Raw genomic sequence first — 20,099 nt, 5'->3', positions numbered from 1 at the left:
CGCCCGGCGTCCGGGGACGCGATCCCGCCATGCAGCTTGTCCGACACTTCGCCCCCACGGCGGGCCTCGCGCTCGCCCTCCTCCTCGGATGGGAGGTCTATTGCCGTCTCTCCGGCATCCCGTCCTTCGTCCTGCCGCCGCCGAGCGGCGTCGTCCGGGTGCTCTGGACCGAACGCTCGGCGATCGGCCCCCACGCCCTTGCGACGATCGGGGTCGCCACGCTCGGCTTCGGCCTGTCCGTCGCCTTCGCCTTCGCCGCGTCCGTGGCGCTGCATTTCCTGCCCTGGCTCAGGCGGGGCGCGATGCCGATCTTCGTCGCGAGCCAGACGATCCCGATCGTCGCGCTCGCGCCGCTGATGATCCTGTGGTTCGGCTTCGGCCTGCTGCCCAAGGTCCTGCTGGTCATCCTCGTGACCTTCTTCCCGATCCTGGTCAGCCTGCTCTCGGGCTATGCGGCCGTCCCGCAGGCCTGGCTCGATCTCCTGCGCTCGATGGATGCGGGCCGCGCGGCGATCTTCCGCAGGGTCACGCTGCCCGCCGCGCGCGCGTCGTTCCTCGCCGGGCTGCGGATCTCGGCCACCTACGCGATCGTGGCGACGATCTTCGCCGAATATGCCGGGGCGCGGCGCGGTCTCGGAATCTACATCCTCGCCGCGAAGAACAATTTCCGCGCCGATCTCGTCCTCGCGGCGGTCGCCCTGTCCGCCGCGCTGACCCTGGCGCTTCTCGGGCTTCTGCGGCTCGCGGACCGGATCACCGCCGGGCGGTTCGGGGGGCCTGCCGATGCTGCGGGTTGAGGGCCTGACCGTGCGCGCCGGCGAGGGCCGGGTGACGCAGGACGTGTCGTTCGAGGTGGCCGAGGACCGGCTGACCTGCCTGATCGGGCCCTCCGGCTGCGGCAAGACCTCGGTCCTGAAATGGCTCGCGGGCGTTCTGGCGCCCTCGCTCGCCGCGACCGGGCGGCTGAGCATCGACGGCGCCCCCGCGACGACGCCGGACCGCAGGATCGCCTACCAGCCGCAGCAGGATGCGCTCCTGCCGTGGCTCATCGTCGCCGAGAACGCGGCGCTCGGCCTGTCGATCCGGGGCCGGCGCCGGGCCGAGGCGCGCGAGGCGGTGACCCCGCTCCTCGCCTCGTTCGGCCTGGCGGGCACCGAGGACGCGTTTCCCGCCGCGCTGTCCGGCGGGATGCGCCAGCGCGCGGCCTTCCTGCGCACGATCGTGCAGGACAGCCGGTTCGTCCTTCTCGACGAGCCGTTCTCGGCGCTCGACGCCGTGACCCGGCTGAGCATGCAGGACTGGCTCGCCGCGCGCCTCGACGAGGTGCCGCGCGGGATCCTGATGGTCACGCACGACCTGCACGAGGCCACGCGACTGGCGGACCGCATCCTGGTCATGGCGGCGCGGCCCGGCCGGATCGTGGCGGACATCACCATCGACACCCCCCGCGGGGACCGGACCGAGGCCGCGCTGGCCGGGACCCGTTCCCACCTCAAGACCAGACTCCTGGAGGAGACCCCATGAAGCACGCCATCCTTCTCGCCTGCCTGGCCCTGCCCACGGCGACAGCCGCGCAGGAGCGGCAGGACCTGTCCATCGCGCTGGACTGGACGCTGAACACCAACCATGTCGGCCTGATCGTCGCGCAGGAGCAGGGCCTGTTCGAGGCGGCCGGGCTCGACGTGGAGATCCTGCCCTATTCCGACACCGCCTCCAGCGCGCTGCTCGCCGCGGGCGCGGCGGATTTCGCCTACATGACGTCGCTCGGCTTCATGACCGCCCGGGCGAGCGGAGCGGAGATCGTGGCCCTCTGGGCGACGATGCAGCACGAGACCGGGCGCCTCGTCTACCGCAACGACGCCGGGATCACGCGCCCCGCCGATCTGGAGGGCCGGACCTATGCGGGCTTCGGCAGCGCGTGGGAGGATGCGCTGATCTCGACGATGATCGCGTCCGATGGCGGCAATGCGGAGTACGACACCGTCACCCTCGGCACCGGCGCCTACGAGGCCCTCGCGACGGGCCGCGTCGATTTCACGCTGGAGGTGGCGACCTGGGAGGGCGTGAACAGCGCGCTTCTGGGACGGGAGCAATCCTCCTTCGCCTACGCCGATTACGGCGTCCCCGACCAGCAGAACGGCTATATCGGCACGCGCACCGGCTACCTCGCCGAACATCCGGACATCGTCAGTCGGTTCATGACCGCGGCGCAGGCCGGCTACGCCTGGGCGGCGGATCATCCCGACGAGGCGGCCGCGATCCTGATCGAGGCCGGCGACTTCCCGAACCCGGACCTCGTCCGGGGCTCCATGCAGGCGCTGGTGGAGGGCGACTACCTCGTGGCCGCCGATCGCCCCGTCGGCGGGATCGACGCCGGGCGCTTCGCCCGGATGGCGCGGTTCCTGTTCGACAGCGGCGTCCTGACCGGGCCGGGCGGCGAGCCGCTGGACTGGCCGGGCGACGTGACCGGGTGGATCGACCAGGGCTGGATGGCCGAATGATCCCGGGCGCCGTGGCCCCCGGCTCTGACAGCCGGCAGGCCGCGGCGCCATCCCGGGACCGGCCCCGCCGCGCCGCTCGGCCCCGGGCCGCAGGCCGGGGGTGCGAGGGCCTCGTCCCCAACGGCATCCTCTGCCTGCAGGACAGCCCGCGGGCCGTGGTTGCGGCAGCGATCAGGCGGGACGTGGCCGCGCGCCGGACACCATGCCGGCGAGAACGTCCCGCAGGCGGCGCGCCCCTGACGGGGTCCAGCCCAGTCGTCGCAGGCGATCCGTCGTCATCACGCTGACGAGGCCCGGGTCCGAGCGGGGCGGAAGGGGGGTCTGAACGCCGGAGAGGGTCGAGACCGCCGCCAGCAGATCCCGGCGGTCCAGCACCAGGTCCGTGACGTTGAAGAGAGCCGGCTCGACCGCGTCTGGCGGCGCGACGGCGACAAGCCGGACCGCCTCGGCGAGGTCGGCGGAATGGACCTCGCTCGCGACGCGGGGCGTGACCGGACGGCCCCCGAAATAGTCGTCGAATAGTCGCGCCCACTTGTGCTCGAGACCGGGCACGGGGGGGCCGAAGACCCCCGTCGCGCGCAGGCTGGCCACCGCCATGCCGGCCGAGGCCAGTCGGAGCAGCTCCTCCTCCGCGCGCAGTTTCACCTGCCCGTAGAGCGTGTCGGGCCGGGGGGCGAGGCCCTCGTGCAGGATCGTTCCGGGCGGGTAGTCGCCGTAGACGGCCCGCGACGACAGCAGGACGATGCGGGCCACGCCATGGTCGCGGGCCGCCCCGAAGAGGCGGATCGTGCCGTCGAGGTTCCGGCGCAGGAATGCCTCCGGCGCATCGCCTTCGCCGCCGCGGTAGCGACCCGGGACGTGGGACAGGGCCGCATGGACGAGGACCTCGTGCCCGCGCAGGTCTGGCGCAGGCCCGTCGAGATCGAACGGCGCGAAGCCGGCCGCCTCGTGCCGGCTGGGACGGCGGCCGAGCGTCGTCACCTCGTGACCGGATCCGATCAGGTGCGCGACGACGTGATGCCCGACGAAGCCGGTCGCCCCCGTGACGGCGATCCTCATCGGGGGGAGGGCAGGTCTGCGAGCGCGGGGACCGGGCCGTCCCCGGCATGGGCCGCCCAGAGGTCGATGAGGGGGCGGAGCGCGTCGGCCCGCGGATGCGGCGACATCCACGGCTTCTCGTACTGGTAGTGCAGGACGCGGATCGCGGACCAGGTCCACAGGTCCGGCAGGTTCAGCCAGACATATTGCAGCATGTTGTCGAAGATCGGCAGGCCGTGCCATTCCGGGAAGAAGCTCTCGAGGAACGTCTGGTCCGTCCGTCGCCAGAAGGCGCCCGGCCGGTCGAGACGGGCGAGCATGCGCGCGAAGGTCGCCTCGCTCGGTCGCGCGGTGAAGACGCCCGAGTTCAGCCGGTGGAAGTCGGCGAGGGACTCGTAGACGTTGGGCGCGGCGGAGAATTCCGGATAGTCGAAGAGCCGGTCGATGTTCTGCAGCACCAGCGTGTCCGCATCCAGGAACACGACCCGCCCGTAATCCAGCTGCCAGAGGCGCAGCTTGACGAAATTGTCGAGCGGCGTGTGGAACGGCGGCTTCGATCCCTTCGTGAAGGGCGACCGGGCGTGCAGCGCGGATTTGGCGTGCGCGCTGTTGAAGGCATCGGAGGTCGGTAGAAGCTCGACCGGGACGAGACGGACGTCGAAGGCCGCCAGCGGCTCCAGCGCCGCCGCCGGCACGCCGTTCGTATGCATCACGACGATGTCCGCCCCCGTGCCGCCGAGGCGGAGGGACCGTGCGAGGGCGCGGGCCCCCAGGGCGAAATCCGCGTTCGTCACCAGGGTGACGTAGGCCGCGTCCCCCCGCGCCGCGCCGGAGGCGAAGGTCACGAGACCGACTTGAGCTTCCGGCCCTCGGGATCCCGCTCGACCTTCGCGGCCAGATCGCGCGTCCAGGCAGAGACGGCCGGCACACGGCTGCGGTCGATCCGGTGCGCGAACTTGCGGGCGACATCCACAACCTCGCCGAGGAGCCCCTCGGCCAGGGTCGTCGGCTGCAATCCGAGGGCGAGGAACTTGCTGTTGTCGACCACGAGGTCGTTCTCCGCCGCTTCCGCGCGGGGGTTCGGCAGGTGCGTCACCCTCGCGCCCGTCACCTTCGCGACCAGGTCCGCCAGGTCGCGGACGCGGTGGGTCTCGGTCATCTGGTTGAAGATCTCGACCCGGCTTCCGGCCTGCGGCGGCGCAGCCAGCGCGAGCTCGATGCAGCGGACGCTGTCCTGGATGTGGATGAAGGCGCGGGTCTGCCCGCCCGTGCCGTGCACCGTCAGCGGATAGTCGATCGCCGCCTGGATCAGGAAGCGGTTGAGGACGGTGCCGTAATCCCCGTCGTAATCGAACCGGTTGATCAGCTGCGGGTGGCGGCGGGTCTGGTCGGTATGGGTGCCCCAGACGATGCCCTGGTGCAGGTCGGTGATCCGCAGCCCGTCGTTCTGGGCGTAGAACTGGAACAGGATCTGATCGAGGCTCTTGGTCATGTGATAGACCGAACCCGGCCTCGTCGGGTAGAGGATCTGCTGCGGGATCTTCTCCCCGTCGGGCCTGGTGATGTCGACGTCGAGATACCCTTCGGGGATCGTCGCACCGACGCTGGAATAGCCGTAGACGCCCATCGTGCCCAGATGGACGACGTGCGCGTCGATCCCGCTTTCCACCAGCGCCGCCAGCAGGTTGTGGGTCGCGCTCACGTTGTTGTCGACGGTGTAGACCTTGTGGCGGTCGCTCTTCATCGAATAGGGCGCGGCGCGCTGTTCGGCGAAGTGGATGACGGCATCGGGCCGGTGCTGGATCAACCAGGCCTTGATGCGCTCGTAATCCCGGGCGAGGTCGAGCAGGTGGAAGTGCAGGCGCCGCCCGGTGAGGTCGTGCCAGATCCGGCAGCGTTCCTGGATCGAATCCATCGGGGTGAGGGACTGCACGCCGAGCTCGGTGTCGATCCAGCGCCGCGACAGGTTGTCGATGATATGGACGTCGTGGCCCTGCTCGGACAGGTGCAGGGTGGTGGGCCAGCCGACAAAGCCGTCCCCGCCGAGGATCGCAATCTTCATGGGTCGGATCTCCGTCATGTTCGAGCCGGCTCGGTTCGAGCCCGCTGCCTTTCTATGCCCGCGATGTGACACCGCCCTGACACCGGGGCCTGTTACCGCGTTCCATTCGATGGGTGAAGTCTTGCCGCCCTGCGCCCGGACGCATCGGACGGATGTCGCCGGGCCCTCCGTCCCGCCGAGGGGGTCCCTCCCGGCGCGTCACCGCGCCCCATCGTCCGGCGCCGCCGCGCCGACCGCCCGTCTGCGGCCCCGGGCCTGAACGAGCGAATGGACCAGCAGCGCGGCGGCCGCCACGACGAAGAAGGCCGAGATCGGCCGCTCGAGGAAGACCATCGGATCCCCGCGCGAGATCAGCAGCGCGCGGCGCAGGTTCGTCTCGATCAGCGGGCCGAGGACGAAGCCCAGCAGCAGCAGCGCCGGGTTGAACCGCGCCAGGGCCAGCAGGTAGCCGACGAGGCCGATCCCGGCCACCATCAGGATGTCGAAGGTCAGCCCCCGCACCGACCACACGCCGAGGCAGACGAAGACCAGGATCGCGGGATAGAGCCAGCGGAAGGGGATCCGCAGCAGCGACACCCAGATCCCGATCAGCGGCAGGTTCAGCACGAGCAGCAGCAGGTTGCCGATGCCGAAGCTCGCGACGAGGCCCCAGAACATCTCGGGCCGGGCCTCCAGCATCATCGGCCCCGGCTGGATGCCGTGGATCACCAGCGCGCCCAGCATCAGCGCCATGATCGGATCGCCCGGGATGCCCAGGGTGAGCGTCGGGACGAAGGCGGTGATGGCGGCGGAATTGTTCGCCGCCTCCGGCCCCGCGATCCCCTCGATCGCGCCTGTGCCGAACCGCTCGGGCCGGCGCGCGACGCGCCGCTCCATCGCGTAGGCCAGGAAGGAGGAGAGGGTGGAGCCGGTGCCGGGCAGCGCCCCGAAGAAACTGCCGAGCGCGCCACCGCGCAGGACGGGCAGGGGCATCCGTCGCAGGTCCTCGCGCGTGGGGATCAGCGTGCGCAGCGCGATCCGCCCCGCCACCGCCTGCCGGCCCGGGTCGCGCACGTTGCCGATCACCTCGGCCACGCCGAACAGGCCCATCGCCAGCGCGACGAGGTTGATCCCGTCCAGCAGCTCGGCCCGGCCTATGACGAAACGCTGGACCCCCGAATTGACGTCCGTGCCGACGCAGCCCAGCAGCATGCCGAGCACGATCATGGCAAAGCCCTTGGCCGGGTGCGCGCTGCCGATGGTCGAGGCGGCGACGAGGCCGAGCACCATCATCGCCGCGTAATCCGCCGCGCCGAAGGCGACCGCCGCGCGCGACAGCCAGCCGGCCAGCAGGACCAGCACGACGATTCCCAGCACCGATCCGGCGAAGGAGGCCGCCATCGAGGTGAAGAGGGCGACCCCCGCCCGGCCCGACCGGGCCAGCGGGTAGCCGTCGAGCGCGGTGACCGCCGATTGCGGCGTGCCGGGCAGGCGCAGCAGGATCGACGAGACCGCGCCGCCGTATTGCGCGCCGTAATAGACCCCGGCCAGCATGATGAGGGCGGCCTCGGCGCCGATGTAGTAGGTGATCGGCAGCAGGAGCGAGATCGCGGCCATCGCCCCGATCCCGGGCAGCACGCCGATCAGCGTGCCCAGCGTGACGCCGAGCACGCAGTAGACCAGCACGCCCGGCTGCAGCGCGAAGGCGAAGCCCGTCAGCAGCCCGTCCCAGGTTCCCATCCCCGCGCCCGTCTCAGGTCCGGGGCCAGAGCGGCAGGGTCATCCGCAGCCCGACATGGAACAGCAGCACCGTCAGCCCGGTGACCAGCACCGCCAGGACCGCGCGCCACAGCCAGCCCGGCCGGGGGGCGGGCAGCGTCGAGACGAGGACGGAGAGGGCCGTGGCCGGCACCAGCCCCAGCGGCCGCAGCCCCAGCCCGAAGACGAGGATCGCGCCCAGCACGCAGGCGGCCGCCCAGGGCTCGGGCGTCACCGCCGCGCCCGCCCGCTTCAGCGCCGGCAGGGCGATCGCCAGCCCCAGCCCCGCGAGCGCGAGGCCGAGCCCGATCGGAAAGGCCCCGGGGCCGAGCCGGCGCAGCGTGCCGGGATCGTAGGTGATCCACGCCCAGCCCGCGGCGCCGAGGCCCAGAAGGGCGATCGCCAGCCCGCCCCAGATGTCCGGCCAGTCGCGCTTCACCACTCGCGCCGCACGTTATTCGGCGGCCTCGATCCGGTCGAGCACGCCGCCCCACATGGCGGTGTCCTGCGCGATCCGCTCCTCCATCCCGGCGGCAGTGCCCGGCGCCGCGACCCAGCCGATGGCAAGCAGCTGCTCCTGCACGGCGGGGTCGGCGAGGATCTCGTTGATCTCGGTGTTCAGCCGCTCGACCACGGCGGGGTCGGTGTCGGCCGGCGCGATGAAGCCGTTCCAGAGCTCGGCGCGGAAATCCTCCGGCAGGCCCGCCTGGCCGGCCATGACCGGCACGTCGGGCACCTGGGCGAAGGGCTCGGCCGAGGTGATGCCCAGCATCCGCAGCTGCCCGCCCTCGACCAGCGGCAGCGCGGCGGAGGGCGCCATGAAGCCCGCGTCGATCTCGCCGCCCGCGATCGAGGTCGTGACCTCGGCATAGCTGGTGAAGGGGATGTGAAGCATGCTGACGCCCGCCTCGGCGGCGAAGAGCTCGGCCGTCAGGTGCGCGCCCGAGCCCTGTCCGACCGATCCGTAGGCCAGCGCCTCGGGCTCGGCGCCCGCGGCGTCGACGAAGCCCTGCAGGTCGGCGATGTCGGACTCCGCGTTCACGGCGAGGACGAGCGGCGATGTCGCGATCAGCGTCACCGGCACGATGTCGGCGTCCACGTCGTAGCCGGTATCGTCCATCGTGCGCTGCGCGGTGGTCAGCGGGCCGTTGATCGTGGTGCCGAAGGTCAGGTCGTCCCCGGCGGCGACCAGCATCTGCTGGATCCCGATGACGCCGCCGGCGCCGGGCCGGTTCTCGACCACGATCGGCTGGCCGAGGCGCTCGGCCAGTGGCTCGGTCACGATCCGCGCCAGCGTGTCGGGCGAGGAGCCGGCAGGAAAGCCGACATAGACGTGCAGCGGGCCGGACGGCCAGCCGTCCTGGGCCAGGGCAGGGGCGGCGGCGCAGGCGGCGGCGAGCGCGAGCGCGGCGCGGCGGGTCAGTCGGGTCATCTCTGTCTCCTCCTCCTCGGGTCGAAGGCAACCAATACCAGCTCCGCCAGAGGCGCAATGGGGGAACGGGGGCCGCCGCCCCCCGGGATCCTCGCGCGCAAGCCCCGGGCCGGGCCGGCGGGAAGCGTCGCCGCGACCGGGCCGCCGGGCTCAGAATGCGAAACCGGCCCGGTCCCGCAGGTAGGCCTCGAAGAAATCGGTGAAGGTGGCGACCAGCGGGGGCAGCTCGTCGTAGGGCGGGTAGAAGATGCCGAGAGAGAGGGGCGCGCTCTCCCAGTCCGGCAGCACGGTCTCGACCGTGCCGTCCCGCCGCGCCCCTTCCGTCAGGAAATCGGGGAGGAGGGTCATCCCCGCCCCCGAGGCGGCCAGCGCCAGCAGGACGTCGCCGTTGTTGCAGACGATGCCCGATCCCGCCGTGACCGCAACCGTCCCGCCTTCGCGGGCAAAGCTCCACCGCTCCGCCGTGCCGTCCGCGCCGTAGGACAGGCAGAGCGCGGGGTCGAGATCGCCGGGCGCCCCGGGGCGCGGCGCGCGGTCGAACAGGGACGGGGCGGCGACGACATGGCGGGGGATCGCGCAGATCCGCCGCCAGATCGTCGAGCGGTCGGTCGGCGGCGCCGAGATGCGGATGGCGAGGTCCACGCCCTCGCCCAGGATGTCGATCAGCCGGTCGGCGAGGTTCACCCGCAGCCGCACGTTCGGGAAGGCGAGGCGGAAGGCCGCGATCAGCCCCGGCATCGTCTGCTGGCCGAAGGACATCGGCACGCTGATCGACAGCGTCCCCCGGTCCGGCCGCAGCGCGCGCTCGAGCTCGGCCGAGGCCGCGTCGAACTCCGCCAGGATCGGGGCGTAGCGCGCCGCCACCCGCGCCCCCGCCGCCGTGGGGGCCACCCGCCGCGAGGTGCGGACGAGCAGCTGCTGGCCCAGATCCTCCTCCAGCCGCGCCACGATCCGCGTGACCGAGGCCGGCGTCATCGCCAGCGCCCGCGCCGCCCCGGCGAAGCTGCGCCCTTCGGCCACCTGCAGGAAGACGCGGATGGATCGAAGGTCGGGCATCGTTGCAGTCCGGGCAATGGTGAATGGCGTGACATTATCATTCCGGAAATGACGGCCCGCGTCTATCTGTCCTGCATCGCCACGCGAGACAGGATCGGAGAGCACGATGATCGACCGGATCAGGGGCCTGCACCACGTCACCTCGATGGCCGGGGACGCCTCGGCCAACAACCGCTTCTTCACCGGCACGATGGGCCTGCGCCGGGTGAAGAAGACCGTCAATTTCGACGCGCCGGAGGTCTACCACCTCTATTACGGCGACGAGGTCGGCACGCCCGGCTCGGTGATGACGACCTTCCCCTTCGGCCGGATGCCGCGGGGCCGCCGGGGCACCGGCGAGGTCGGCGTGACCGAGTTCGCCGTGCCGAAGGGGTCGCTCGGCTACTGGGCGGACCGCTTCGCCGCGCGGGGCGTCACCGGGCTGGCCGAGGACAAGTTCCTCGGCGCGCGGCGTCTGACCTTCGACGGGCCGGACGGCGATTCCCTCGCCCTTGTCGAGGACGAGGATCGCGGCCGCACCGGCTGGACCGGCGCCGGCGTCCCCGAGGAGGCCGCGGTGCTGGGCTTTCACGGCGCGCGCCTTCGGCTGCGCGACGCGGGCGGGGCGGACGAGCTGCTGCGCTTCATGGGCTACCGCAAGGCCGAGACGGCCGGCAACGTGACGCGCTACCTGATCGAGGGCGGCAACGCGGCCGACAGCATCGACATCGAGGAACTGCCCGACGCCCCTGCCGCCGGTCAGGGCGCGGGCTCGGTCCATCACATCGCCTTCGCGGTCGAGGACCGCGCGGCCCAGCTCGAGGTGCGCAAGGCGCTGCTCGATACCGGCTACCAGGTGACGCCGGTGATCGACCGGGACTATTTCTGGGCGATCTACTTCCGCACCCCGGGCGGCGTCCTGTTCGAGATCGCGACGAACGAACCCGGCTTCGACCGCGACGAGGACACGGCCCATCTGGGCGAGGCGCTGAAGCTGCCGACCCGTTACGAGCCGCTGAGGGACCGGATCGAGGCGATCCTGCCCGGCATCGAGGAGGCGGCATGAGCGTCGACCACTACACCGCGCTCACAACCGGGCCCGCCCCGGGGGCGCCGCTGCTCTTCGTGTTCCACGGCACGGGCGGGACCGAGCGGCAGTTCTTCGAGCTCGGCCAGCAGCTCGTCCCCGGGGCGGGGATCGTCTCGCCCCGGGGCGACGTGTCGGAGGGCGGCGCCCTGCGCTTCTTCCGTCGCACGGGCGAGGGCGTCTACGACATGGACGACCTCGCCGCCCGGACCGCGCGGATGGGCGACTTCGTCGCCGCGCACCGGGCGCGGCATCCCGGCGCGCCGGCCTACGGGTTCGGATATTCCAACGGTGCGAACATCCTGGCCTCGGTGATGATGGCGCGGCCCGAACTCTTCGACCGGGCCGGGCTGCTGCACCCGCTGATCCCCTGGGCGCCGGACCCCGTCCCCGGCCTCGCGGGGCGGCGCGTGCTGATCACCGCCGGTCGGCGCGACCCGATCTGCCCCTGGCCCCTGAGCGAGCGCCTGATCGACTGGACCCGCGCCCAGGGCGCCGAGGTCACGACCGAGATCCACGAGGGCGGGCACGAGCTGCGCGAGGCCGAGATCGACGCCCTGTCCCGCCTGCTGACCGGCTGAGCCCCGGCGATCCTCCCCTCGGGCCCCACATCTCGGCCGGGGCATGGCGCCGGGGGGGCGGGGCCGGTGGCCCCGGGGCGATCCGCCGCGCCGCCCATCGCCCGCCCGTCCGATCCTGCGTGGAAGGCGGCGCGTCTCGCGCCCCTCTCGGACGCCGGGGGGGGGGCGCTGGACAGCGCCGGAAAGCCGGGCGAACCTTTCGCGCCGCGAGGCGTTGGGCCACGAACCCCCGAAGCCCGCCCCCGGGAGGACAGCATGGAAGCCCGCTGGATCGCGATCATCATCCTGACGCCCTTCACCCTTGCCTTCATCTACGCCGCGATCCACGAGATCATGCGCTACAGGTCCGAAGGGCGGGCGACCTACGGCCTCGTCTACGACGAGGAGACGGGCACGACCCATGTCACCGGCATCGCCGAGGACGAGGAAGCCTACGACATCTCGGATTTCGACCCCAGCGAGTACAACGACCCCCTCGGCGGGGAGAAGCCGGACGAAAAGGCCTGAGGCCGGGACGGAGGTCGGGTGTCGGACGATCCCGGTCGCCTCGGCAAGCGCGCGTCCGGCGGCAGGAGGATGGCCGGTGGCGAGCGGGGGACTGCGGGCCCGACCGGGCGCCCCCCCCCCGCAGATCGCGCGCGGCTCGCGTCGAATCCGAGGCGGCGCTCGGATTGTCGAACCCGTGACCGAGCGTGAATCGTGGGCAACCCGGGGCTAGGCGCGGTTCGTGCCCGACCCGGACCCGCGCCCGGATGGTGGGCGACCCGGAATTGCGCGCGGATCGTGCGTGATCCGTGCCTGCGTGCGGTCGGATGATCCGGGGACGGGGGAGATCTGCCCCCCCCCCAGCGCCCCGCGTCGGGCCCCCCGCAAGGCCATGTCGCGTGGCTCGGTGCCCATCCGCCGCCCTTGCCCCGCCGTTCCGCGTTCCGCCACGGCCCCGAGGGGGCGGCGGCCGTTGAAGGGCAGGCATGGCGGATTAGCTATCGGCCCGAAGGCGCGCGGTGCGGACGCGCCGCAAGCGACGGGGGGCCGATGCAGGGCTGGATACTGGAGGGCACCTATTGCGGTGCCGCCCCCGTGCCGGGGGAACTGCTCTGGTCGTGGAATTTCGATCCCGCCTTGCTGGTCGCGCTGGCGGCGCTGACGCTGGCGACGCGGGGATCGCGGGCGATCTGGGCGGTCCCGGTGCTCTTCCTGGCCTTCGTCTCGCCGCTCTGCGCGCTGTCCTCGGCCCTGTTCGCCGCGCGCACGGTCCACCACGTCCTGCTCGTCGCGGTGGCGGCGCCGCTGCTGGCGACCCGCTGGCCCGCGCGGGCCGGAACGGGGGCGGCGCTGCCCTTCCTCGTCTCGACCGCGCTGCTCTGGGGCTGGCACGTCCCGGCGGCCTACGATCTCGCCCTCTCCGACACGGCGGTCTACTGGGCCATGCAGCTCTCGCTCCTCGGCTCGGCGACCTGGTTCTGGCGCGCGGTCCTCTCGGCCCGGGCCGCCCCCGACGCGGTGCTCTGGTCGCTGGCGGGGCTGATGCAGATGGGCTTCCTCGGCGCGCTGCTCACTTTCGCCCCGGCCGCGCTCTACGCCGCGCACGCGCTCGCGCCCTACCAGTGGGGACTGACGCCGCTGGGCGATCAGCAGCTCGGCGGGCTGATCATGTGGGTGCCTGCGGCACTGCCCTACCTCGCGATGATCGCCCTCGCCGCCCGGCGCGGATGGCAGGGGGCCACCCCCGCATGACGGTCCTCCTCACGGGGCTGATCCCGCATTTCAAGGCGTTCCACGTCGCGATGCTGCTGGTCTGGTGCGGCGGACTGTTCGCGCTGCCGCTGATGCTGGCGCGGCACGATCCGGCGATCGGGCAGGCGGACTACACCCGGATCCGCAGCGCGACGCATTACGCCTACACCTACTTCATCACCCCCGCGGCGGTGCTGGCCATCGCGTCGGGCACCGCGCTCATCTTCCTGCGCGAGGTCTTCGTCACATGGATGTTCGCCAAGCTCGTCTTCGTGGCGGGGCTCGTCACCTTCCATGTCTGGGTCGGCTACGTCCTCGTCGCGGTGGCCGAGCGGGAAGGCCGGCACAATGCGCCGCGGCCCGGCCTGCCGCTGACGCTCCTGCTCGTGCCGGTGATCGCGATCCTGTTCCTCGTCCTCGTCAAGCCGGAACTCCTCGAGATCCCGGTTCCCGGCTGGCTGAGCGAGCCGAGGGGCAATCAGCTGCCCTTCGACGTGCCCAGACGGTAGTCGAAGACAAGTTTGCCGCCATGCCAGCCCGTCACCATCACGACCAGCACGTTGAAGCCGGAGAGCAGGATGCCGTAGGGCAGGATCGCCGCCTCGTAGCCCTGCAGCCGGTAGCCCCAGTTCGCGCCCAGCAGCGACAGCAGCAGCACGGCGATCACGAAATGCGTCCACGCGGCCGAGCGGATGCGGATCCCCGGCACCATCAGCAGCTCCATCGTGCCGGTCGCCCCGGCGGCGAGGCCGAAGAGGAAGGCGGTGCCGGCCGCCCAGACCGCCGCGCGCGCCCAGAACACCTCGCCCGACCACCAGTAGAGCAGGTCCGCCCCGAAGCAGCAGAAGGTCAGCGCGACCGGGAAGGCCACGCTCATCGCGTGGAGCGGGTGGCCCCAGAAGCCGATGATGCTCTCGGTATCGTCGAATCCCGGGGCCTGCGCGATCGGGTCGACCAGCTCGTCGCCCTGCTTCTGTTCCATCTGCCGCGCCATGCCCGGTCCCTCCGTCTGCCTGCCTTCGCCCTGCTAACGTCCGCCGCGCTCGCCGGTTGCGAGGACGCGCTCTCGGCCGTGCATCCCGCGGGGCCCGCCGCCGCGGCGATCTCGCGATTGTGGTGGGTGCTGCTGGTCGGCGCCACCCTGATCTTCGGATTCGTGATGGCGCTGATCGCGCTGGCCTGGCGCCGCCCGGCGGGGACGGGCGACGAGCGCCGCTTCGTGATCGGGCTCGGCCTCGCCTTCCCGTTGACCGTGCTCGCCGCGCTGCTGGCCTACGCGCTGGTCCTGGGCGAGCGGCTGCTTCCCCGTCCCGGGCCGGACGTTGTGACGGTCCGCGCCGAGGCGAGCCAGTGGATCTGGCGCTTCGGCTACCCGGACGCCGAGGGGCGCGCGACCGAGAACGTCCTGCACATCCCCGCCGCCACCCCCGTCGATGTCGAGATCACGACGACCGACGTCGTCCACAGCTTCTGGGTGCCCCGGCTCGCGGGCAAGCTCGACGCCGTGCCCGGCCACGTCAACGTGCTGCGGATCGAGACGGACGGGCCGGGGGAATTCGCGGGCCTCGGCTCGGAATACAACGGCCCCGGCTATGCCGGGCACCGCTTCACCGTGATCGCCCACGCGCCCGAGGACTGGGCCGCCTTCCTCGCAGGGGACCTGCCATGACCGTCCCCGGCGAAAGCGCCCCCTCGACCGCCCCCTCGACCGACGCCGCGCCGATGACCGCCCTGCGCCGTCACCGCGCGCTCACCCGGATCTGGGCCTCGGATCCCGGCTGGAAGGGCTGGTTCACCACCGTCAACCACACCGATCTGGGGCGGATGTTCCTGTCCGTGGCGGTGTTCTTCTTCGTCGTGGGCGGCATCCTCGCCATGCTGATCCGCGCGCAGCTGGCCTCGCCCCGCTCGGCCTTCGTGGGGCCGGACGTCTACAACCAGCTCTTCACGATGCACGGGACATTGATGATGTTCCTCTTCGCGATCCCGCTCTTCGAGGGGTTCGCGGTCTATCTGCTGCCCAAGCTGCTGGGCACGCGCGACCTCGCCTTTCCGCGCCTCACCGCCTACGGCTTCTGGTGCTACGTCTTCGGCGGCTCGATGCTGATCTTCTCGATGCTGGCGGGGATCGCGCCGGACAGCGGCTGGTTCATGTATCCGCCCCTGTCCTCCACGCTGGGCAGCCCCGGCATCAATTCGGATTTCTGGCTGATCGGCATCACCTTCGTCGAGATCAGCGCCATCGCGGCGGCGGTCGAGATCACGGTGACGATCCTGCGCTACCGCGCGCCGGGCATGAGGCTCAGCCAGATGCCGATCTTCGCCTGGTACGCGCTGGTGACGGCGGTGATGATCCTGACGGGCTTTCCGCCGCTGATCCTCGGCTCGATCCTGCTGGAGCTCGAGCGCGCCTTCGGCCTGCCCTTCTTCCAGGTGGCGGATGGCGGGGATGCGCTGCTCTGGCAGCACCTGTTCTGGCTGTTCGGCCATCCGGAGGTCTACATCATCTTCCTGCCCGCCGCCGGCGCCATCTCGACCATCATCCCCGTCATGGCCCGCACGCGGCTCATGGGCTACGGCTGGATCGTGGCGGCGGCGGTGTCGCTCGGCGTGCTGAGCTTCGGGCTCTGGGTGCACCACATGTTCACCACCGGCATCCCGCATATGGGGCTGGCCTTCTTCTCGGCCGCCTCGACGCTGGTGGCCGTGCCGACGGCGGTGCAGATCTTCGCCTGGATCGGGACGATGTGGCGCGGCAGGCCCGAACTGCACCTGCCGATGCTCTGGATCCTCGGCTTCTTCGCGACCTTCGTCATCGGCGGGCTGACCGGGGTGATGGTCGCCGTCGTGCCCTTCGACTGGCAGGTCCACGACACCTACTTCATCGTGGCGCATCTGCATTACGTGCTGATCGGCGGCTTCGTCTTCCCGATGCTCGGCGCGCTCTACTACTGGATGCCGCATTTCATCGGGCGCAAGAGCTACTTCAAGATCGGGCCGACCGCCTTCTGGCTGGTCTTCGCGGGCTTTCACGGAACGTTCCTCCTGCTGCACTGGGCGGGCCTGCTGGGGATGCGGCGGCGCATCGACACCTACGAGAGCGGCCAGGGATGGGAGGCGATCAACATCCTCGCCTCGGTCAGCAGCTTCGTCATGGCGATCGGCTTCGCGCTGGTCCTCGTCGACATCGTCGTGAACGCGGTCGTCTCGGTCCGCGGCTCGCGCAACCCCTGGGGGGCGGGGACGCTGGAATGGGCGATGCCGACCCCGGCGGCGGCCTACAACTTCGCGTCGCTGCCGGTCGTGACCTCGCGCGATCCGCTTTACGACGATCCCGAACTGCCGGCCCGCATCGCGCGGGGCGAGGGCTATCTCGGCGATCCCGTGCGCGGTCGGCGCGAGACGCTGAGCCTCGACATCTCGACGGGACGGCCGGCCTACATCGTCGTCTATCCCGGCAACACCGCCATGCCGATGGCGATGGCGGCGGTGACGGGGCTGTTCTTCCTCGGCCTGCTGGTCAAGGCCTACTGGCTGGTGCCGCTGGCCGCGCTCGGCGTGGCGGGCTTCGCGCTGAACTGGGTGCGCGCGCTGGGCGCCCGGCGGGAGGAGGGCGCGCTGCCCGCCGGGCAGGGCCTCTCCCTGCCGACCGCGTCCGAGGTGCCGGATCCGCCGGGCTGGTGGGGCTCGCTCTTCCTGCTGCTGGCGGACGGCACCCTCTTCGGCTCGCTGCTCTTCGGTTACGCCTTCCTCTTCACCATCGCGCCGAACTGGCCGCCGCCCGCCTGGGCCGAACCGGGGGCGGGCGTCGCCCTCGCCGCGCTGGGTGGGGCGGCGCTGGTCGGGGCCGGGCGGCTGACGCGGGGCGGGGCGGGGGCCGTCGTCACGCTGGCAGGGCTGGTCGCGCTGGCCCTCGCCTGTCTGCTGATGCTGCGGCACGCGCCTGATCCGACCGCGCATGCCTACGACGCGACGCTCTGGGTGCTGACGGGCTACGCGCTGTTCCATCTGAGCGTGGCGGCGCTGATGGCCGGGGCGCTCTTCGCGCGGCGGCGGGCGGGGATCGTCTCGGCGCGGATCGGCGGCGAGGGGCGGATCCTCGACCTCTGGGCCGGCTACGCGGCCCTCGTCACGCTGATCGGCCTTGCCGTGACCGCCGCGCCGGGGGTGCTGGGATGAGCGACATCCACCGCCTCACCTGGCCGATCACGATCTGGCTCGCCGCGTTCTGCGCGGTCTACGGGCTGCACGGCCTGCTCTGCTCCAGCCGGTTCGCGGGGGCCTTCGGCGACGGGACCGGCCGGGCGCTGCTGATCGCGGCGGCGCTGGCCGCGCTCGCCGTGCAGGCGGGGCTGGTGCTGGCCCTGCGCGGTCCCCGCTGGGGCGGACCGCCCGGCACCATCCGCACGATCAGCCTGACCCTCGCCTCGGTCGCGCTCGTCGCCACGGCCTGGACCCTGATCCCGGTCGTCGCGACCTCGCACTGCCTCTGACACTAGCCCGCAACGGAAAGCGGCGGCCCCCGCGAGGGGCCGCCGCCGGTCGTTCGCGCGGGAAGGGGGGGGAAGGGCGTCAGTCCGCGCCTTTCACCACCAGCGGCGCGCCCGGATCGGGGCGGAACACCCGCTGCACGAGGTAGACCGCCACGGCGAGCCCGACGCCCAGCAGGTCGGTGACCAGCCCGCCCTCGATCATGAAGAGCGCGGCCGCCAGCAGGCCGGCCCGCACGAACCAGGCCGCCCGGCTGCCCAGGAACCACCCCTGCACCCCGGCGGAGAGGAAGAAGACCCCGACCGTCGCCGTGACCCCGGCCCGCAGGATCTCCACCCAGGTGCCGTCCATCAGGATCGCCGAGTTGTAGAAGAACATGAACGGCACGATGAAGGCGGCGATCCCGATCTTGAACGATGCCGTCGACGTCTCCATCGGGTTCGCGCCCGAGATCCCCGCCGCCGCGTAGGAGGCGAGCGCGACCGGCGGCGTGATCGCCGAGAGCACGGCGAAGTAGAAGACGAAGAAATGCGCCGTCAGCTGCGGAATCCCCAGGTCGACGAGGCCCGGCGCCACGACCGAGGCCGCGACCGCGTAGGCGGCCGTCGTCGGCATCCCCATCCCCAGCAGGATCGCGATGCACATGGCGAAGAACAGCGCGAGAAGCTGCGACACCCCGGCGAGACCCAGCAGGAGGTTCGAGAACCGCGCCCCGACCCCGGTCAGGGAGATGACGCCGACGATGATGCCGGCGCAGGCGCAGACGGCGATGATCTGGATCGACATGATCCCCGCCAGCTCGAACGCCTTGGACACGCTGCGCGGCCCCATCCGGTAGGGCGTGAGCCAGCTCACGACCGCCGCCGACAGGGTCGCCAGCGTTCCCGCCCGGATCACCGAATATCCCATGAACAGCGCGACGATCAGGATCACGATCGGCAGGAACAGGTAGACCCGCCGCACCATGGCCGCGAATTTCGGCAGCTCGTCGCTGCGCATGCCGCGCATGCCCAGCTTGGCCGCCTCGAAATCGACCATGAAGAAGACCGACACGAAGTAGAGCACCGCCGGGATGATCGCCGCGATGGCGATGTCCGTGTAGGGGATGCCCGTGATCTCGGCCATGATGAAGGCGCCGGCGCCCATGATCGGCGGCATGATCTGCCCGCCGGTGGAGGCGGCGGCCTCGACCGCGCCCGCGGTCTTCTTGTGATAGCCGACCTTCTTCATCAGCGGGATGGTGAGCGAGCCGGTCGCCACCACGTTGCCCGCCGAGGTGCCGTTGATCATGCCCATCAGGCCCGAGGCGAAGATCGCGACCTTGGCCGGCCCCCCGCGCGAGCGGCCCGCCATGGCGAAGGCGAAATTGACGAAGTAGTCCCCGACCTTCGACGCCTGCAGGAACGCGGCGAAGATGATGAAGAGGATGATGTAGGTCGAGGAGACCGCCGTGGTCGGCCCCAGGATGCCCGCATCCGTGTAGACCTGGCTGAAGAATCGCTCCCAGCTGATCGCGGGCGATTGCAGGAAGCCCGGCAGGTACTGCCCGGTGAAGACGTAGGCGAGGAACACCACCGAGATGATGACGAGCGCGAGGCCCGCGACACGGCGCGTCAGCTCCATGATCAGGAGCGTACCCGCCACCGCGGCGATGGAGATGCCGATCGGCGCGAAGGGGGTGCCGGTCGAATTGCGCATGAGCGTGCCGTAGATCACGATCAGGTAGGAGGCGACGGCGACCCCGCAGAGGCCGAGCAGGATGTCCGTCGGCGCGAACGATGCGCGCGGGGCGCTGTGCGCCCAGGACAGCAGGATGCCCCCCACCGTCGCCACCATCAGCGGCACGCCGAAGAGCCAGATCTCGCGGAAGCGCAGCGTCTCGTCGATGCCGTTCCACATCAGCCCGTTCGAGATCTGGATCGCGAACCAGATCGTGACGCCGAGCGAGAACAGCGCCGGCAGCATCAGCGCGGTGGCGACGAGGCCGAGCGGCCGGCGCACGGGCCGGTCCCGCGCCTCGCCTTCCGCGAAGGGCGCGGATGCGAAGAGCAGGAAGCCCAGCAGCAGCGCGCCCGCGATGTGCACGATGCGGAAGTTCCAGGTCTCCATCGGGAAGCTCGGCAGGAGCGGCAGCTCGATCCCCGTCCAGCGCTCGATCGACAGACCGTTGAGGGCCGCCATGTGGAACGCCGCGTAGATCGCCGCGAAGCCGCTGATGAACCAGAACCGCCAGCCGCCGAAGATCCGGCGGTTGCTCTCGATCGCCTCGTCGTCGACGCCGTCGGCGATGGTCACGTCCTGCGGGGCGGCCGCGGCGGCGGCGGGATCGTCACGGGTGTCGGCATGGCTCATCGGCGCGGCCCTCTGTCAGCATGCGGGGGGTGGGGTGGGGACCGGA

Annotated in this window: 20 protein-coding genes; 11 read left to right on the top strand and 9 right to left on the bottom strand. The window is 71.5% G+C overall.

Annotated features, from left to right (window positions below; genetic code table 11):
• Positions 1-29: 29 nt before the first annotated feature.
• Genes BUE30_RS03490 through BUE30_RS03480 form a run of 3 tightly spaced genes read left to right on the top strand, consistent with a single transcriptional unit; the run spans position 30 to position 2,501 of the window.
• The gene (locus BUE30_RS03490; RefSeq protein ID WP_073326430.1) at positions 30-797 is read left to right on the top strand and encodes an ABC transporter permease; all 768 of its coding nucleotides are present in this window, start codon (positions 30-32) and stop codon (positions 795-797) included.
• On the top strand, positions 784-1,524 hold the full coding sequence (locus BUE30_RS03485) for an ABC transporter ATP-binding protein (RefSeq protein ID WP_073326429.1): 741 nt from the start codon (positions 784-786) through the stop codon (positions 1,522-1,524). The genes BUE30_RS03490 and BUE30_RS03485 overlap by 14 nt, the downstream gene beginning before the upstream one ends.
• Entirely contained in the window at positions 1,521-2,501 is a 981-nt protein-coding gene (locus BUE30_RS03480; protein WP_073326428.1) for an ABC transporter substrate-binding protein, read from the top strand. Before BUE30_RS03485 ends, BUE30_RS03480 begins: the two co-directional genes overlap by 4 nt.
• A 171-nt stretch (positions 2,502-2,672) precedes the next feature.
• Here the strand turns inward: BUE30_RS03480 and BUE30_RS03475 are convergent, their stop codons facing one another.
• The 7 genes from BUE30_RS03475 to BUE30_RS03445 all read right to left on the bottom strand — a co-directional run bounded on the left by BUE30_RS03475 (position 2,673) and on the right by BUE30_RS03445 (position 9,826).
• Positions 2,673-3,560, bottom strand: coding sequence for an NAD-dependent epimerase/dehydratase family protein (locus tag BUE30_RS03475; protein ID WP_073326427.1), 888 nt, complete (start codon positions 3,558-3,560; stop codon positions 2,673-2,675).
• The gene (locus tag BUE30_RS03470; protein WP_073326426.1) at positions 3,557-4,384 is read right to left on the bottom strand and encodes a glycosyltransferase; all 828 of its coding nucleotides are present in this window, start codon (positions 4,382-4,384) and stop codon (positions 3,557-3,559) included. The genes BUE30_RS03475 and BUE30_RS03470 overlap by 4 nt, the downstream gene beginning before the upstream one ends.
• Positions 4,381-5,601, bottom strand: coding sequence for an NAD-dependent epimerase/dehydratase family protein (locus BUE30_RS03465; protein ID WP_073326425.1), 1,221 nt, complete (start codon positions 5,599-5,601; stop codon positions 4,381-4,383). Before BUE30_RS03465 ends, BUE30_RS03470 begins: the two co-directional genes overlap by 4 nt.
• A 198-nt stretch (positions 5,602-5,799) precedes the next feature.
• Positions 5,800-7,320: a tripartite tricarboxylate transporter permease gene (locus BUE30_RS03460; RefSeq protein ID WP_073326424.1), complete on the bottom strand. Its 1,521-nt coding sequence runs from the start codon at positions 7,318-7,320 to the stop codon at positions 5,800-5,802.
• Between the two features lie 13 nt (positions 7,321-7,333).
• Positions 7,334-7,780, bottom strand: a complete 447-nt coding sequence (locus BUE30_RS03455; RefSeq protein WP_073326423.1) for a tripartite tricarboxylate transporter TctB family protein — start codon at positions 7,778-7,780, stop codon at positions 7,334-7,336.
• A 12-nt stretch (positions 7,781-7,792) separates the two neighbouring features.
• A complete protein-coding gene (locus BUE30_RS03450) occupies positions 7,793-8,770 on the bottom strand; it encodes a Bug family tripartite tricarboxylate transporter substrate binding protein (protein ID WP_073326422.1) in 978 nt (325 codons plus the stop codon).
• A gap of 150 nt (positions 8,771-8,920) precedes the next feature.
• Complete coding sequence (locus BUE30_RS03445; protein ID WP_073326421.1) at positions 8,921-9,826, bottom strand: LysR family transcriptional regulator; 906 nt, start codon at positions 9,824-9,826, stop codon at positions 8,921-8,923.
• A 106-nt stretch (positions 9,827-9,932) separates the two neighbouring features.
• Between BUE30_RS03445 and BUE30_RS03440 the strand changes: the two genes are divergently transcribed.
• From BUE30_RS03440 to BUE30_RS03420, 5 genes are all read left to right on the top strand, one after another.
• Positions 9,933-10,871, top strand: a complete 939-nt coding sequence (locus BUE30_RS03440) for a VOC family protein (protein ID WP_073326420.1) — start codon at positions 9,933-9,935, stop codon at positions 10,869-10,871.
• Positions 10,868-11,473 (top strand): alpha/beta hydrolase, encoded by a 606-nt coding sequence (locus BUE30_RS03435; protein WP_073326419.1) that lies wholly within the window; start codon positions 10,868-10,870, stop codon positions 11,471-11,473. The genes BUE30_RS03440 and BUE30_RS03435 overlap by 4 nt, the downstream gene beginning before the upstream one ends.
• A 255-nt stretch (positions 11,474-11,728) precedes the next feature.
• Positions 11,729-11,980: a hypothetical protein gene (locus tag BUE30_RS03430; protein WP_073326418.1), complete on the top strand. Its 252-nt coding sequence runs from the start codon at positions 11,729-11,731 to the stop codon at positions 11,978-11,980.
• A gap of 528 nt (positions 11,981-12,508) precedes the next feature.
• On the top strand, positions 12,509-13,210 hold the full coding sequence (locus tag BUE30_RS03425; protein WP_073326417.1) for a cytochrome c oxidase assembly protein: 702 nt from the start codon (positions 12,509-12,511) through the stop codon (positions 13,208-13,210).
• Positions 13,207-13,719 carry a CopD family protein gene (locus BUE30_RS03420; protein WP_073326416.1) on the top strand — a complete coding sequence of 171 codons (513 nt, stop codon included), beginning with the start codon at positions 13,207-13,209 and terminating at the stop codon, positions 13,717-13,719. The genes BUE30_RS03425 and BUE30_RS03420 overlap by 4 nt, the downstream gene beginning before the upstream one ends.
• Here the strand turns inward: BUE30_RS03420 and BUE30_RS03415 are convergent.
• On the bottom strand, positions 13,689-14,204 hold the full coding sequence (locus tag BUE30_RS03415) for a DUF2231 domain-containing protein (protein WP_073326544.1): 516 nt from the start codon (positions 14,202-14,204) through the stop codon (positions 13,689-13,691). The two genes, BUE30_RS03420 and BUE30_RS03415, sit on opposite strands and share 31 nt — an antisense overlap.
• A 78-nt stretch (positions 14,205-14,282) precedes the next feature.
• Between BUE30_RS03415 and BUE30_RS03410 the strand changes: the two genes are divergently transcribed.
• Genes BUE30_RS03410 through BUE30_RS03400 form a run of 3 tightly spaced genes read left to right on the top strand, consistent with a single transcriptional unit; the run spans position 14,283 to position 17,703 of the window.
• Entirely contained in the window at positions 14,283-14,879 is a 597-nt protein-coding gene (locus BUE30_RS03410; protein ID WP_244526258.1) for a cytochrome c oxidase subunit II, read from the top strand.
• Positions 14,880-14,932: 53 nt separating this feature from the next.
• A complete protein-coding gene (gene ctaD / locus BUE30_RS03405; protein ID WP_073326543.1) occupies positions 14,933-17,389 on the top strand; it encodes a cytochrome c oxidase subunit I in 2,457 nt (818 codons plus the stop codon).
• A complete protein-coding gene (locus BUE30_RS03400) occupies positions 17,386-17,703 on the top strand; it encodes a hypothetical protein (protein ID WP_073326415.1) in 318 nt (105 codons plus the stop codon). Before ctaD ends, BUE30_RS03400 begins: the two co-directional genes overlap by 4 nt.
• A gap of 79 nt (positions 17,704-17,782) precedes the next feature.
• Here BUE30_RS03400 and BUE30_RS03395 read toward each other — a convergent pair whose 3' ends face one another.
• Complete coding sequence (locus BUE30_RS03395) at positions 17,783-20,053, bottom strand: TRAP transporter permease (protein WP_083601060.1); 2,271 nt, start codon at positions 20,051-20,053, stop codon at positions 17,783-17,785.
• Between the last annotated feature and the right edge of the window lie 46 nt (positions 20,054-20,099).

The sequence above is a fragment of the Wenxinia saemankumensis genome, from assembly GCF_900141735.1.
GTDB classification, from domain to species: Bacteria; Pseudomonadota; Alphaproteobacteria; order Rhodobacterales; family Rhodobacteraceae; genus Wenxinia; species Wenxinia saemankumensis.
The sequence above is the reverse complement of the archived record's forward strand: the minus strand, read 5'-3'. Positions and strand labels throughout refer to the sequence as shown.

What these genes read in the sequence shown, in the direction of transcription:
- ctaD (WP_073326543.1), top strand. Translation starts at nt 14,933, where the DNA reads ATGACCGCCCTGCGCCGTCACCGCGCGCTCACCCGGATCTGGGCCTCG.
- BUE30_RS03395 (WP_083601060.1), bottom strand. Translation starts at nt 20,053, where the DNA reads ATGAGCCATGCCGACACCCGTGACGATCCCGCCGCCGCCGCGGCCGCC.
- BUE30_RS03465 (WP_073326425.1), bottom strand. Translation starts at nt 5,601, where the DNA reads ATGAAGATTGCGATCCTCGGCGGGGACGGCTTTGTCGGCTGGCCCACC.
- BUE30_RS03450 (WP_073326422.1), bottom strand. Translation starts at nt 8,770, where the DNA reads ATGACCCGACTGACCCGCCGCGCCGCGCTCGCGCTCGCCGCCGCCTGC.
- BUE30_RS03475 (WP_073326427.1), bottom strand. Translation starts at nt 3,560, where the DNA reads ATGAGGATCGCCGTCACGGGGGCGACCGGCTTCGTCGGGCATCACGTC.
- BUE30_RS03440 (WP_073326420.1), top strand. Translation starts at nt 9,933, where the DNA reads ATGATCGACCGGATCAGGGGCCTGCACCACGTCACCTCGATGGCCGGG.
- BUE30_RS03415 (WP_073326544.1), bottom strand. Translation starts at nt 14,204, where the DNA reads ATGGCGCGGCAGATGGAACAGAAGCAGGGCGACGAGCTGGTCGACCCG.
- BUE30_RS03480 (WP_073326428.1), top strand. Translation starts at nt 1,521, where the DNA reads ATGAAGCACGCCATCCTTCTCGCCTGCCTGGCCCTGCCCACGGCGACA.
- BUE30_RS03435 (WP_073326419.1), top strand. Translation starts at nt 10,868, where the DNA reads ATGAGCGTCGACCACTACACCGCGCTCACAACCGGGCCCGCCCCGGGG.
- BUE30_RS03400 (WP_073326415.1), top strand. Translation starts at nt 17,386, where the DNA reads ATGAGCGACATCCACCGCCTCACCTGGCCGATCACGATCTGGCTCGCC.
- BUE30_RS03490 (WP_073326430.1), top strand. Translation starts at nt 30, where the DNA reads ATGCAGCTTGTCCGACACTTCGCCCCCACGGCGGGCCTCGCGCTCGCC.
- BUE30_RS03460 (WP_073326424.1), bottom strand. Translation starts at nt 7,320, where the DNA reads ATGGGAACCTGGGACGGGCTGCTGACGGGCTTCGCCTTCGCGCTGCAG.
- BUE30_RS03425 (WP_073326417.1), top strand. Translation starts at nt 12,509, where the DNA reads ATGCAGGGCTGGATACTGGAGGGCACCTATTGCGGTGCCGCCCCCGTG.
- BUE30_RS03485 (WP_073326429.1), top strand. Translation starts at nt 784, where the DNA reads ATGCTGCGGGTTGAGGGCCTGACCGTGCGCGCCGGCGAGGGCCGGGTG.
- BUE30_RS03420 (WP_073326416.1), top strand. Translation starts at nt 13,207, where the DNA reads ATGACGGTCCTCCTCACGGGGCTGATCCCGCATTTCAAGGCGTTCCAC.
- BUE30_RS03430 (WP_073326418.1), top strand. Translation starts at nt 11,729, where the DNA reads ATGGAAGCCCGCTGGATCGCGATCATCATCCTGACGCCCTTCACCCTT.
- BUE30_RS03445 (WP_073326421.1), bottom strand. Translation starts at nt 9,826, where the DNA reads ATGCCCGACCTTCGATCCATCCGCGTCTTCCTGCAGGTGGCCGAAGGG.